We start from the raw sequence: 13,033 nt of genomic DNA, 5'->3' as shown, positions 1-13,033 counted from the left end.
CGGCCCGCTCGCCTCGGCGGGAGACGAGCGGGCGTGACGCGTGCGCCTAGCGCGACGCCTCGGCCTGGCGCCGCCGTACGGTCTCGACCAGCTCGTCCACGACCTCCGCGGTCAGGCCGATGCCGAACGTCCGGAACTTGATCAGCGGGACGCCCAGGGCCAGGTTGAACAGCACGCTGTCCACCTGCTGGAAGTCGCGGCCGCCCGCGGTCATCAGGCCGCCGAGCACCTCGGCCCCGATCGGGTGGTTCAGCCACTCCTCAAGCGTGGACATCCCGTCCAGCGTCCCCACGTGCCCGTCGCCGGGCGTCTCCAGCTCTGCGCGCAGGCGGATGTCCCGCGACGACGCGCCCACCTCCACCGCGAACCGGCCCGGGTCCACGCGCCAGTCGTGCCGGGAGACCGACCAGTAGGCGATGTCGCGCGCGGTCAGCGTGAACCGCACCCGCGAGGACGCCCCCGGCTCCAGCCCGACCTTGGCGAAGCCGCGCAGCTCGCGCCGGGGCCGCGTCGGCCGGTCCTCGTCGAAGGCGACGTAGAGCTGCGCGACCTCCTGGGCGTACCGGTCGCCGGCGTTGGTCACGGTGGCCTCGACGGTCCACTCGTTCTCGCCCGTCTCGCGCGCCTCCAGGTCGGAGTACTCGAAGCGGGAGTACGTCAGGCCGTGGCCGAACGGGTAGGCGACGTCCCGGTCGAAGGTGTCGTAGTGGCGGTACCCGACGTAGCGGCCCTCGCCGTACACCACGTGCCCGTCGGAACCCGGGAAGTGCGGGTGGGAGGGCACGTCCGAGAGCCTGCGCGGGATCGTCTCGGTGAGCCGCCCGGACGGGCTCACCACGCCCAGCAGCAGGTCCGCGATCGCCGAGCCCCCGGCCTGCCCCAGCAGCCACCCCTCCAGGATCGCCGACGCCGCGTCCTCCCACTCGGAGACCGACACGACGCCGCCGTTGGAGAGCACGACCACGACGCGCGGGCAGGCGGCCGCGACCTCGCGCAGCAGCGCGACCTGCGGCTCCGGCAGGTCGATGGTCGTCCGGTCGAACCCCTCGGACTCGGCCGCGTCCGGCAGCCCGAGGAACACCAGCGCCACGTCCGCGCCGGCCGCCGCGCGCACCGCCTCGGCCGCCAGGTCGTCGTCCGGCGCGCCGTCCAGGCGGTACCCGGCGGCGAAGACCGGCTCGGACGCGAGGGCGTCGCCGAGGGCGGTCCAGGCGTCGTCCAGCCTGGTCGGCACCACGTGCGAGCTGCCGTTGCCCTGGTAGCGGGGCGTCCGGGCCAGTTCCCCGATCACCGCGACCCGCTGCGGCGAGTCCGGGTCCAGCGGGAGCACGCCGTCGTTCTTCAGCAGTACGGCGGACGCCCGCGCCGCCTCGCGCGCCAGCTCGTGGTGCTCGTCGGCGTCCCAGTCCTCGTGCCGCTCCGCGGCCTCGACCCGCCCGGCGAGCGTGAGCAGCCGGTCCACGGCCGTGTCCAGCACCTCTTCGGGCAGCCGCCCGTCGCGCACGGCCGCCACGATCTCGTCATCGGTGCCTGTCGGCGGCATCTCCAGGTCCAGCCCGGCCTCAAGCGCCGCCGCCCGGTCGTTGACCGCGCCCCAGTCCGACATCACCAGCCCGTCGAAGCCCCACTCACCGCGCAGCAACTCGGTCAGCAGCCACCGGTTCTGGCTGGCGTACACCCCGTTGATCCGGTTGTAGGAGCACATGACCGTGTACGGCCGCGCCGTGCGCACGATGTGCTCGAACGCCGGCAGGTAGATCTCGCGCAGCGTCCGCTCGTCCACGTCGGCGCTGACGCGCATGCGGTCGGTCTCCTGGTTGTTGACCGCGAAGTGCTTCACGCACGCGCCCACGCCCCGCGACTGGATGCCCTCGACCACCGCGGCGCCCATCACCCCGGTGAGATGCGGGTCCTCGGAGAAGTACTCGAAGTTCCGGCCGCACAGCGGTGACCGCTTGATGTTGATCCCGGGCCCCAGCACGACGTCCACGCCGAGCGCGGACGCCTCGCGGGCGAGCGCCGCGCCGATCGTGAAGGCCAGCTCCGGGTCCCACGACGAGCCGAGTCCCACCGCCGGCGGGAAGCACGTGGCCGGCAGGCTGTCGTGGATCCCGAGCGCGTCGGTGTCGCGCTTGGGCTGCCTGCGGATCCCGTGCGGCCCGTCCGACAGCGTGAGCGGCCGCACCACGTCGCGCACGCCCTCGGTGTTCCAGGTCCCCGAGCCGGAGGTCAGCGAGGCCTTCTCCTCCAGCGTCAGATCATCCCGCTCCGTCATGACTTCCCTTCCTGTCGACTGCGCCCGCCCCGCCGGGCACGCGGTGACACGCACGGGGCGTGGCCGAGGCCGCGTGATCGGCGCGGGGGCTTGGGGGTGGGGTGGGGATCAGGGGGCGCCGGGCGGCGTGCGGTCCGGTGTCGCGAAGCCCGGATTCGCGGGGTGGACGCCGAGCTGGGCGAGGAAGGCGAGGACGACCTCGCGCATGTCCACCTCCTCGGGTTCGAGCAGCCACTGGGTCTGGAGGCCGTCCACCAGCGCGATCAGCTCGCGGGCGGCGACGGCCGGGTCGTGGGGGACGGGCGGGTCGGCCCGGCGGAACAGCTCGCCCAGCAGCCAGGTGGCGTCGCGGCGCAGCCGGCGGTACCGGTGGACGAAGTAGTCGTGCGCCGGGTGCTCCGGGTCGGCCGCCTCGCCGGAGATCTTGACGTACAGGGCCACCAGGCCGGGGCTGCGCATGTTCCTGGCGACCTGGGCGACGGCGCGGTCGAGCAGTTCCTCCGGCGTGGCCCTGGCGTCCGGCCCGGCCATCAGGCGCCCGTCCACCTCGTCGCGCCGGGCGAGCACCTGGATGAGCAGGCTCTCCTTGCCGGGGAAGTGGTGGAGCAGCCCGGCGTGGGTCAGCCCGGCGTGCGCCGCGATGTCGCGCAGGGACACGGCGTGGAACCCCGAGCGCGAGAACAGCTCGGTCGCCGAGTCGAGGATGCGCGCCCGGGTGCGGTCTCCCTTGGTCTCGCGCCTGGGCTCAGGCCGCGCCGCCCGGCCGGGCCGCGGCCGCTCGCCCGCGGGGCCGGGGTCCGCCGAGCCCTGCCGTACGGCCTCGGGCGGGGCGGTTTCGACGTGCGCTCTGGGTTCGGTCACCGACCGGCCTTTCCGTGCGGTCATGAGGGGCGCCGGGCGGGGGCGTTGCCCGGGTAGAGCGAGACTAGCCCGCTCAGGCCCTCGCAGACGGAACCTACCACGTGGTTAGTTTTCCATGTATGCTCGCCGCATTCTCGGCCCCGACGGCCGTTCACCGGCCTCCAGACGGAGTGAGCGTCATGAACAGACCCGCCCGTGTTCCCCTCGCCCTGGTCGCGTTCCTGACCGCGGCGTCGGCCCTCGCCGGCTGCGGCGGGTCCGGCGGCGGCGCGGCCGGCGAGGGGTCCAAGACCCTCAGCATCGCGACGATGACCCTGCCGCAGAGCCTGGACCCCAAGGACGCCATCGGCAGCGCCCTGCCGTTCTTCCAGGCGGTGTACGACACGCTGATCAAGCGCGAGCCCGACGGGTCCTACAGCCCGATGCTCGCGACCGAGTGGAAGTACGACGACAAGCGGACCGAGCTGACGCTGACCCTGCGCGGCGACGTGAAGTTCGACGACGGCACGCCGTTCAACGCGGCGGCGGTCAAGGCCAACCTGGAGCGGTTCCAGAAGGGCGGCGGCGGCCAGGCCCGGACCCTCGCCGACCTCCAGGAGGTCAAGGTCGTCGACGACACGCACGTCACGCTGGTGCTCAAGCAGCCCAACCCGGCGATGCTCTTCTACCTCAGCGACGCCGCCGGCCTCATGGCCAACCCGGCCGCCTTCGCCAAGGGCGACAGCCTGCGCAACAGCCCCGACGGCACCGGGCCGTACGACCTGGACGCCGGCACCACCACGATCGGCACGCGCTGGGAGTTCAAGCGCGCGCCGAAGTACTGGGGCCCGAAGCTTCCGTACGACAAGGTCGCGATCAGCTTCTTCGACAACGAGACGGCGATCGTCAACGGCCTCAAGACCGGCCAGGTCAACGCGGCGCTGCTGCAGAACACCGACCAGCAGGCCAGCGTCACCGGCGACGCCAAGCTCAAGACGATCAAGCAGGAGTTCGACTTCCAGGGCCTGCTGCTGTTCGACCGCGCGGGCATGGTCACCCCCGCGCTGCGCGACCCGCGCGTCCGCCAGGCGATCAACTACGCGATCGACCGCAAGACCATGCTCGACAAGATCCGCCAGGGCCAGGGCGCGGTGACCTCCCAGGTCTTCGGGCCGAAGGCGCAGGCGTTCAAGCCCGAGCTCGACACGTACTACCCCTACGACCCGGCCAAGGCCAAGCAGCTCGTCAAGGACGCCGGCAAGGAGGGCTTCACGCTGAAGCTGCCGCGCGTCTCGGCGATCGTGTCCGACGCCCTGGCCGCCTCGCTCCAGTCCGACCTGGCCGCCGCCGGGATCAAGCTGGAGTGGGAGAACGTGGACCAGGGCACCGCGGTCAAGCGGATCTTCCGGGACCGCGGCTTCTCCGGGATGGTCATGAACATGGGCCAGTCCCCGATCGACTGGGTCGTGGTCGGCGAGCTGGTCCTGCCGGGCACGTTCAACATGTTCGGCTACACCGACGACACGGTGAAGGACCTGCTCCCCAAGATCCAGGTGAAGGACGCCAAGGACGCCAGGGCCGACCTCCAGGCGCTGAACGAGCACCTGGTGAAGGACGCCTGGTTCGTCCCCTTCTACCGGATGACGTACCTGCACGTCTCCGACGGCTCCGTCACGATCAAGCCGCAGGACGGGATGGCCGTGCCGTCGATCTACAACTACGCGCCCGCCCGCCAGGGCTGACGCGCCGGGCCGGGGCCGGGCGGCCCCGGCCCGCTGGAGACCTCTCATGCTGAGCTTCATCGCGCGCAGGATCGCGGCGGGAGTCCCCCTCCTCTTCGTGATCTCGTTCGTCACCTACACGCTCCTGTCGATCCCCGACATCGACGTGGCCCGGCAACTGCTCGGGCAGGGAGCGCCCAACGACCTGGTCGAGGCCAAGAACAAGGCGCTCGGGCTGGACCGGCCGGTGCTCGTGCAGTACGTCGACTGGCTGGCCCACGCCCTGCGCGGCGACTTCGGGACCTCCTGGTTCACCAGCGAGAACGTGCTGGTCGCCATCCAGAACCGGGTGCCCGTCACGCTGAGCCTGATGGTCGGCGTCACGCTGGTCACGGCCGTGGCCGCGTTCCTGCTCGGCGCGTGGGCCGGGGTACGGCGGGGCGCCGTGGACCGGTTCGTGCAGATGTTCGCCGTCGCCGGGTACGCGCTGCCGCCGTTCCTGGTCACGCTGGTCCTCGTGCTCGTCCTGGCGGTCCAGCTCGGGCTGTTCCCGGCGATCGGGTACATCGGGATCACCGAGTCGTTCGGCGGGTGGCTGTCCACGGTGACGCTGCCGGTCCTGTCGCTGTCGGTCAACGCCGTCGCCGGGGTCGCGCAGCAGGTCCGGGGCTCGGTGATCGACGTGATGAGGCAGGACTACGTGCGGACGCTGCGCGCCCGGGGGCTGCCGCCGTGGCGCATCGTGCTGCGGCACGTGCTGCGCAACGCCTCCGCGCCGGCGCTGTCGGTGCTCGGCATGCAGTTCGTCGGCATCCTCGGCAGCGCCGTGCTCGTGGAGCAGATCTTCGGCCTGCCCGGGCTCGGCAGCATGACCGTCGCCTACACCACGCGCGGCGACATCCCCGTGATCATGGGCCTGGTCATGGTCACCGTGGTCCTCGTGGTCGTGGTCAACCTCGTCGTGGACGTCCTGATCGGCTGGCTCAACCCGAAGGCGAGGGTCGCGTGAGCGAGACGGCACCCCTGTCCGCCGAGCCCCTGTCCACCGGGGTCTCCACCGTCCGCCGCGGCGGCGCCGTACGGCGGCTGCTGCGGCACCCGCTCGGCCTGGCGTCCTCGGCCGTGCTGGCCGCGATCGTCCTGGGGGTGCTGCTCGCGCCCGTGCTCAGCCCGCAGGGGCCGGAGGTGTCCAGCCTGCGCGACGCGTTCGCCGGGCCGCGCGCCGGGCATCCGCTCGGCTTCGACTCGGCCGGGCGCGACGTGCTCTCCCGGCTGCTGTACGGCGGGCGCAACACCCTCAGCGGGGTCCTGCTCGCGCTGGCGGTCGCGCTCGCGCTGGGCGTCCCGGCCGGGCTCGTCGCCGGATACCGGGGCGGGAGGTTCGACGCCGCGTCGAGCTGGATCGTGAACCTGGTCATGGCGCTGCCCGCGATGGTGGTGCTGCTGGCCTCCCGCGCGATCGTCGGCCCCACGGTGTGGGTGCTCATGGTCGTGCTCGGCGTGCTCGTGTCGCCGAACTTCTTCCGGCTCGTGCGCGGGATCGTGGTCGGCGTGCGCGGGGAGCTGTACGTCGACGCCGCAAAGGTGTCCGGCCTGAGCGACCTGCGCATCGTGGGACGCCACGTGCTGATCGTCGTCCGCGCGCCGATCATCATCCTGATGGCGCTGGTCGCCGGGATCGCGGTCGGGCTCCAGGCGGGGCTCGAATTCCTCGGGATCGGCAGCGGAGATCTGCCCACCTGGGGCGCGATGCTCAACGAGGCGTTCAAGAACATCCAGCGCGCCCCCGGGCTGCTGCTGTGGCCGGGCCTGGCGCTCGGGCTCACCAACGCCGCGCTCGTGCTGTTCGCCGCGGCCCTGCGCGACGTGCTCGAGGACCGCGGCGCGACCGTGTCGCCCCGGCGCCGCCGTACCCCCGTCGAGCCGCCGCGCTCGGTGGCGGGGGAGCGGGCCGAGCTGCTGTCCGTGCGCGATCTGGCGGTGTCGTACGGCTCGCGCGAGGTCGTGCGCGGCGTGGACCTCGACGTCAGCGCCGGGGAGATCGTCGGGCTGGTCGGGGAGTCCGGGTCGGGCAAGAGCCAGACCGCCTTCTCGATCCTCGGCATCCTGCCCGAGGGCGGGCGGGTGTCGCGCGGGAGCGTCACCGTGCGCGGGCGCGAGATCGTCGGCCTGGCCGAGCGCGAGCACCGGGCGCTGCGCGGCGACGTGATCGCGTACGTGCCGCAGGAGCCGATGAGCAACCTGGACCCCGCGTTCACGATCGGCAGCCAGCTCGTCGAGCCCATCCGCGTCAAGCTCGGGCTGTCCCGGGCCGAGGCGCGGGCGAAGGCGCTGGACCTGCTGCGGCAGGTGGAGATCGCCGACCCCGAGCGGGTCTTCGGGATGTACCCGCACGAGATCTCCGGCGGCATGGCGCAGCGCGTGCTCATCGCCGGGGCCATGTCGTGCGACCCCGAGCTGCTCATCGCCGACGAGCCCACGACGGCGCTCGACGTGATGGTGCAGGCGGAGGTGCTGGGGCTGCTCCGCCGCCTCCAGCGCTCGCGCGGGCTCGGTGTGCTGCTCGTCACCCACAACCTGGGCGTCGTCGCCGACCTGTGCGACCGGGTGGCGGTGATGAGCGAGGGCCGCGTCGTCGAGACCGGCCCGGTCGCGCAGGTGCTCCACGAGCCGCGCGACCCCTACACCCGCAGGCTGCTGGACGCCGTGCTCGACGACGCCCCGGCCAGGGAACCGTGGACGCCGCCGGCGGACTCCCCCGGCTCACCGGGCCGGCCGGACCCGGAGGACTCGCAGGACCCCAAGGATTCCCAGAAGCCGAAGGATTCCCAGGACTCGCAGGAGGTGGCGCGGTGAATCCGCTGCTCAAGGTCTCGGACCTGCGGGTCTCCTTCCCCGGCAAGGGCTGGCGCGCCCCGCGCGTGGAGGTGCTGCGGGGCGTGTCGCTGGACGTGCGGCCCGGCGAGACGGTCGGCCTGGTCGGCGGCTCCGGCTCCGGCAAGACCACCATCGGGCGGGCGATCCTCGGCCTGGTGCCCGTCCAGTCGGGCACGATCGAGTTCGCCGGGGAGCGGATCGACGGGCTGTCCCCGCGCCGCCGCCGCGCCCTGGCCCGCGACATCCAGGTCATCTTCCAGGACCCGTACACGTCGCTGAACCCGTCCCTGACCATCGGGGACACGCTGTCCGAGCCCCTCCTGGCGCAGGGGCACGCCGCCCGCGAGGCCCGCGCCCGCGTCGCCGTGCTCCTGGACCGGGTCAAGCTGCCCGCCGACGCGGCGGACCGGCTGCCCCGGGAGTTCAGCGGCGGGCAGCGCCAGCGCGTGGCCATCGCCCGCGCCCTGGCCATCGACCCGCGGCTCATCGTCTGCGACGAGCCGGTCTCGGCCCTGGACCTGACGACCCAGCGCACCGTCCTGGACCTCCTCCTGGAGATCCAGGCCCAGACCGGCGTCGCCTACCTGTTCATCTCCCACGACCTCGCGGTGGTCCGCTTCATGAGCCACCGCGTGGCCGTGATCCACCGGGGCGAGATCGTGGAGACGGGCGAGGCGGCCGCGGTCACCTCCGCCCCGGAGAACCCGTACACCCGCTCGCTCCTGCTGGCCGCCCCCATCGCCGACGTGGAGCGCCAGCGGGCCCGCCGCGAGCAGTTCGAGCGCGAGGTCGCCTCTCCCCGCGCCTGACCGCGCCCGCCCGGTGGCCGCGGCCATCGCCGTACGGCGCGCCGTCGTGGCGCGCGACGCCGTGCGGAACCGGCGGCCGGGCACGGGAAGGGGCGGCGGCCCCAGCGGTCGCCCGGGCCGCCGCCCCTTCTTCCACGTTTCCGCTTCCCCCGCGTCCTCCGCGTCCTCCGCCGCGCGAAGCGGTCAGGCGAGGTCGGCCGACCGGTAGTGGTCGTGCCAGCCCAGCCGCTCCCACCAGGCCGGATGCGCCGCGAGCCGCGCCCGGTAGCCCTCCCACGGCGTCGCCTCCGGGTTCCACGCCTTCTCCGCGACGCCCGGGAGCCGGGGGAGCAGGAGGAAGGCCAGGTCGGCGAAGCCCGAGACCGTCTCGCACCAGATCGCGGCCTCGACCCCGGCGAGCCGCGTCCCGTCCGGCAGGCCGGGCACCGCGGAGGGGTGCCAGCCGTACATCTCCCGGGTCGAGCGCGGCTCGTAGGACTCATGGCCCACGGCGCCCCGCCGCGCCGTCTGCTCCGGCAGCAGGGAGTCCTCCGCGTAGGGCCGGTCGAGGTACAGGTACGCGCTGGTGGAGGCCAGCACCGGCGTCCCGGCCGCGACCGCCGCCGGCAGGTCGCCGGGCGCGCGGGCGAAGGACTCCGCCACGACGTCCACGAGCGGGTGGTACTCCTCGGGAATCCGCGCGCGCAGCTCGTCCGCGTCGAAGCGGTGGTCCGGCGCGATCCACCCCTGCGCCACGTCCCCGGGCCCGAGCGCGCCCGACCGCGCCGCCTCCTGCCAGGCCACCGGCCGTTTGCCCAGCTCGCGCACGATCCGCAGGGCGCGCGCCACGAACTCGCCGTACGGCTCGTCCGGCATCCCGAACGCCTCGTCCCCGCCGATGTGCAGGTACGGCCCGGGCGTCAGCGCGGCCACCTCGCGCAGCACGTCCCCGGCGAAGCCCGCCGCCTCACGCGGGTCCAGGTAGGAGAGCAGCGGGTGGGCCGCGTCCCCGCCCAGCTCCGGATACGCCCGCACGGCCGCCATCGTGTGCCCCGGCATGTCGATCTCGGGGATGACCGTGACGAACCGCTCCGCGGCGTACTCCACGATCCGCCGGAAGTCCGCGCGGGTGTAGTGCTGCGGCCCGTCGCCGTTCCCGGTCCCCTCCACCCAGTGCGCGGGATCGGTCAGCCGGGGCCACCCCGGGATCTCCAGCCGCCACGCCTGCGAGTCGGTCAGGTGCAGGTGCAGCACGTTGAACCGGTACAGCGCGAGCAGGTCGATCACCCGCTCGACCTGTTCCACCGGGAAGAACCGCCGCACCACGTCCAGCGACAGCCCCCGCCACGCCAGCCCGGGCCCGTCCGCCACGCGCACCCCCGGCGCCTCGAACCCCGCGCGTCCGGTACGGCTCGCGCCGGGCTCCGCCGTACCGGCCGCGCCGGGGGCGTCGGCGGCGGGGCCGGACACGCCCGGGGCCGCGGGGCGGAGGAGCTGGGCGAAGGCGGTCGCGCCCCGGAACAGGCCCTCGGGGGCCGCCGCGATGACCCTCGCGCCCGCGGGGGTCACGGTCAGCTCGTGCCGCTCCCGGGCGTCGGGCCCGCCGTCCGCCCCGCCGAGGGGGTCGAGCCCGCCCGCCGGGGCCAGGCCGGCGGCCTCCTCCGGCGTGCCGAGGGCCAGCACGAGATCCGCCGACTCACCGGCCTCTGGGTCCCCGACCTGCACGGTCGCGTCGAGGCCGTGCAGCCGCGCGATCAGCTCCGCGACGACCTCGCCGAGGCGGCGGAGGTCCTCCGACGGCACGGCGACGCGCAGCGGGGCGTGCGGCCGGAATCCGGCGCCCTCCGCCCGGACGCGCTGGGGAAGGGGCACGAGTGGGACGTTCTCGGACATGACGCTCCCAGAGGCGGCGGAGACCAGACAGTCCCCATTTTCTACCACGCGGTAGGTATTGACCGCCTCCCCCGCTCACCCAGGGCGTACGGCCCCGGAACGCCGGGGCGGGGCGGGCGTATCCCTCGCGGGGACCAGACGGGATACCCCTCCCGGCGGTGATCCGCCGCGCGGGGGAGACGGGACAGGATCTACTCATTCGCCCCCGACGCTTGAGAGGACCCGACGATGAAGCCCCGCCCGCTCGCCCTGATCTCCGGTCTCGGCCTGGCCTCGGCGCTGTTCCTGGCACTGGCCGGGCACGTGCAGGGCGAGGCCGGTCTCACCGCCTTCGGCCACACGATCAGCGACTTCGCCGCGGGGGACCGCGGCGGCTCGGTCGAGACCGGCATGTTCCTGGCCGGGGCCGCCTCCCTGGTCCTGCTGGCCGGGCTGCGCGCGGCCGCCGCGCCGCTCTCGCGCACCGTCGCCGGCCTGCTCCTGGTGTGGGTCGGCGGCGTGATCGCCGGGGCCGTCATCCCCACGACCCCGGCGGGCCTGGACCTCACCGCCTCCGGCTACGTCCACCGCTACGTCTCGTTCGCGGCGTTCATCGCCCTCCCCGTGGCCGGGATCCTGATGGCGCGCCGCTTCCGCACCGTGCCTGACTGGCGGCCCGTCGCGACGCCCGTCCTCTCCCTCGCGCTGGCGACGGGCGCGGGCGGGCTGGCCATGCTCACCACCTCGATGGTCGGCCACCGCGTCCTGATCGGGCTGGCCGAGCGCGTCCTCGCCCTCACCGCGCTGGCCCTCCTCGGCGTCCTGGCCCACCGCCTCCACCGGCTGTCCGCCGCCGGGGCCCGCTCGGTCACCGCCTGACCCTCGTCGTACGGCCGTCGCCGCGCCGGGCCTGCCCCGCGCGGCGACGGCCGTACGCGTGTTTCCGGCGGGTCAGTCGCGCCACCAGTCGTCGAGGGGGCTGACCGGGAGGGCGCGCTTGTGGCGGGTCGTGAGGTAGGCGTGCTCCACCTTCTCCGCCACCTCCGGCGGGACGTCGGCGCCTTCCAGGTAGGCGTCGATCTGGGCGTACGTCAGGCCGAGCGCCTCCTCGTCGGGGAGCGCGGGGCGCTCGTCCTCCAGGTCGGCGGTCGGCACCTTCTGCCAGGTGCTCGGCGGCGCGCCCAGCTCCTGGAGCAGGGCGCGGCCCTGGCGCTTGGTCAGGCCGGTCAGCGGGATGACGTCCGCGCCGCCGTCGCCGTACTTGGTGAAGAAGCCGGTCACCGCCTCGGCCGCGTGGTCGGTGCCCACGACCAGCATGCGCGCCTGCCCGGCGATGGCGTACTGGATCACCATGCGCTCGCGGGCCTTGATGTTGCCGCGCACGAAGTCCCGCAGCGTCCCGTCCTCGCCCGGCAGCTCCCGCATCGCGGCGGCCGTCTCGGCGGCGGTCGCGTCCGCGCCGGGCTTCACGTTGACCACGATCGACCGGTCCGGCCGGATGAAGTCCAGCGCGATCCGCGCGTCGTGCTCGTCCGCCTGCACGCCGTACGGCAGCCGCACCGCGACGAACACGGCCTCAAGCCCCTCGTCCCGCGCCTCCTCGGCGGCGAGCTGGCAGAGCCGCCCCGCCAGCGTGCTGTCCTGCCCCCCGCTCACGCCCAGCACGAACCCCGTGGAGCGGCTGGCCCTCAGGTAGTCCTTCAGGAAATCGATCCGCCGCCGGATTTCCACCTTGGGAACAATGGACGACCTGACGCCGAGCTCAGCGATAATCCGCTCACGAAGATTAGACATCTGCGCACTATACTGCGCAAGCCCCAGGTGAAAGCCCCCGGGGGCGCGAATGGCGTTAAAGCCTGAAGCGACCCCAGGAATTCGCATCCCCAATGAAAAGCGAACCCCGCGCCCTCTTCCCGCGATCGTGCAATTCGGCCCCGAGGCCGGCGCCCCCGGATGCCTCGGGCCGGGAGCGGGCGGGTGCCGAACCGCGAGACCACGGGCGGGACGGGGCGGCGGATGGAAAGCGGAGGGAGGCTGGCGGGGTGGGCGCTGGGCCGGTCAGGGGGTGGCGCGGGGTCGGGGTTTGGCGCGGACGTGCATGCGTTCGCCCTGGCGGCCGAAGAGGCTGAGGATCTCGACCGGGCCCTGCCCGCCGCTGCCGAACCAGTGGGGGAGGCGGGTGTCGAACTCGGCGGCCTCGCCGGGGCCGAGGAGGAGGTCGTGGTCGGCGAGGATGAGGCGGAGGCGGCCGGCCAGGACGTACAGCCACTCGTAACCCTCGTGCGTCACGACCTTGGGCTCGGTGTGGTCCGCCGGGATCACCGTCTTCCAGGCCTGGATGGGGGCCGGCTGGCGGGTCAGCGGGATGACCGTGAAGCCGTTGTTCTTGCGCGGGGTCAGGCGGACGCGGGGGTCGCCGACCTCGGGGGCCCCGACCAGGTCGTCCAGCGGGACCTGGTGGGCCTGCGCGATGGGGAGCAGGAGTTCCAGGCTGGGCCGGCGCTGGCCGGACTCCAGCCGGGACAGGGTGCTCTTGGAGATGCCGGTGGCCTCGGCCAGGGCGGACAGGGTGACGCCGCGCTCGGTGCGCAGCCGCTTCAGCCGGGGTCCCACCTCGGTCAGGGCCTGGGCGATGGCGGGTGAGTGCTGCATGCGGCCCA

The 13,033-nt window shown here is 73.7% G+C and carries 10 protein-coding genes; 5 read left to right on the top strand and 5 right to left on the bottom strand.

Going from position 1 to position 13,033, the window contains the following annotated elements; all coding sequences use genetic code 11:
* Nucleotides 1-46: 46 nt before the first annotated feature.
* On the bottom strand, nucleotides 47-2,275 hold the full coding sequence (locus D5H75_RS24495) for a glycoside hydrolase family 3 C-terminal domain-containing protein (protein ID WP_119928865.1): 2,229 nt from the start codon (nucleotides 2,273-2,275) through the stop codon (nucleotides 47-49).
* A 108-nt stretch (nucleotides 2,276-2,383) separates the two neighbouring features.
* Nucleotides 2,384-3,136, bottom strand: a complete 753-nt coding sequence (locus D5H75_RS24490) for a TetR/AcrR family transcriptional regulator (protein WP_242454487.1) — start codon at nucleotides 3,134-3,136, stop codon at nucleotides 2,384-2,386.
* Between the two features lie 179 nt (nucleotides 3,137-3,315).
* On the opposite strand from D5H75_RS24490, the gene D5H75_RS24485 reads away from it, so the two are divergent.
* From D5H75_RS24485 to D5H75_RS24470, 4 genes are read left to right on the top strand one after another with little or no spacing between them, the layout of a single operon-like run.
* Nucleotides 3,316-4,857, top strand: a complete 1,542-nt coding sequence (locus D5H75_RS24485; RefSeq protein ID WP_119928863.1) for an ABC transporter substrate-binding protein — start codon at nucleotides 3,316-3,318, stop codon at nucleotides 4,855-4,857.
* 46 nt (nucleotides 4,858-4,903) lie between these two features.
* Complete coding sequence (locus D5H75_RS24480) at nucleotides 4,904-5,845, top strand: ABC transporter permease (protein ID WP_119928862.1); 942 nt, start codon at nucleotides 4,904-4,906, stop codon at nucleotides 5,843-5,845.
* Nucleotides 5,842-7,692, top strand: a complete 1,851-nt coding sequence (locus D5H75_RS24475) for a dipeptide/oligopeptide/nickel ABC transporter permease/ATP-binding protein (protein ID WP_242454486.1) — start codon at nucleotides 5,842-5,844, stop codon at nucleotides 7,690-7,692. Before D5H75_RS24480 ends, D5H75_RS24475 begins: the two co-directional genes overlap by 4 nt.
* Nucleotides 7,689-8,522, top strand: coding sequence for an ATP-binding cassette domain-containing protein (locus tag D5H75_RS24470; protein WP_202638461.1), 834 nt, complete (start codon nucleotides 7,689-7,691; stop codon nucleotides 8,520-8,522). Before D5H75_RS24475 ends, D5H75_RS24470 begins: the two co-directional genes overlap by 4 nt.
* 183 nt (nucleotides 8,523-8,705) lie before the next feature.
* On the opposite strand, the gene D5H75_RS24465 is transcribed toward D5H75_RS24470, so the two are convergent.
* Entirely contained in the window at nucleotides 8,706-10,394 is a 1,689-nt protein-coding gene (locus D5H75_RS24465; protein ID WP_119928859.1) for a family 20 glycosylhydrolase, read from the bottom strand.
* A gap of 228 nt (nucleotides 10,395-10,622) precedes the next feature.
* On the opposite strand from D5H75_RS24465, the gene D5H75_RS24460 reads away from it, so the two are divergent.
* Nucleotides 10,623-11,252: a DUF998 domain-containing protein gene (locus D5H75_RS24460; RefSeq protein WP_119928858.1), complete on the top strand. Its 630-nt coding sequence runs from the start codon at nucleotides 10,623-10,625 to the stop codon at nucleotides 11,250-11,252.
* Between the two features lie 72 nt (nucleotides 11,253-11,324).
* Here D5H75_RS24460 and nadE read toward each other — a convergent pair whose 3' ends face one another.
* Both nadE and D5H75_RS24450 read right to left on the bottom strand, forming a co-directional pair.
* Entirely contained in the window at nucleotides 11,325-12,167 is an 843-nt protein-coding gene (nadE, locus tag D5H75_RS24455; RefSeq protein ID WP_119928857.1) for an ammonia-dependent NAD(+) synthetase, read from the bottom strand.
* A 264-nt stretch (nucleotides 12,168-12,431) separates the two neighbouring features.
* Complete coding sequence (locus D5H75_RS24450; RefSeq protein WP_119928951.1) at nucleotides 12,432-13,025, bottom strand: helix-turn-helix domain-containing protein; 594 nt, start codon at nucleotides 13,023-13,025, stop codon at nucleotides 12,432-12,434.
* Between the last annotated feature and the right edge of the window lie 8 nt (nucleotides 13,026-13,033).

It is taken from the genome of Bailinhaonella thermotolerans (genome assembly GCF_003594875.1).
Classification (GTDB): Bacteria; Actinomycetota; Actinomycetes; order Streptosporangiales; family Streptosporangiaceae; genus Bailinhaonella; species Bailinhaonella thermotolerans.
The sequence above is the reverse complement of the archived record's forward strand: the minus strand, read 5'-3'. Positions and strand labels throughout refer to the sequence as shown.

Coding starts and splice junctions, on each gene's coding strand:
- D5H75_RS24465 (WP_119928859.1), bottom strand. CDS start 10,394: ATGTCCGAGAACGTCCCACTCGTGCCCCTTCCCCAGCGCGTCCGGGCG.
- D5H75_RS24480 (WP_119928862.1), top strand. CDS start 4,904: ATGCTGAGCTTCATCGCGCGCAGGATCGCGGCGGGAGTCCCCCTCCTC.
- nadE (WP_119928857.1), bottom strand. CDS start 12,167: ATGTCTAATCTTCGTGAGCGGATTATCGCTGAGCTCGGCGTCAGGTCG.
- D5H75_RS24460 (WP_119928858.1), top strand. CDS start 10,623: ATGAAGCCCCGCCCGCTCGCCCTGATCTCCGGTCTCGGCCTGGCCTCG.
- D5H75_RS24450 (WP_119928951.1), bottom strand. CDS start 13,025: ATGCAGCACTCACCCGCCATCGCCCAGGCCCTGACCGAGGTGGGACCC.
- D5H75_RS24485 (WP_119928863.1), top strand. CDS start 3,316: ATGAACAGACCCGCCCGTGTTCCCCTCGCCCTGGTCGCGTTCCTGACC.
- D5H75_RS24495 (WP_119928865.1), bottom strand. CDS start 2,275: ATGACGGAGCGGGATGATCTGACGCTGGAGGAGAAGGCCTCGCTGACC.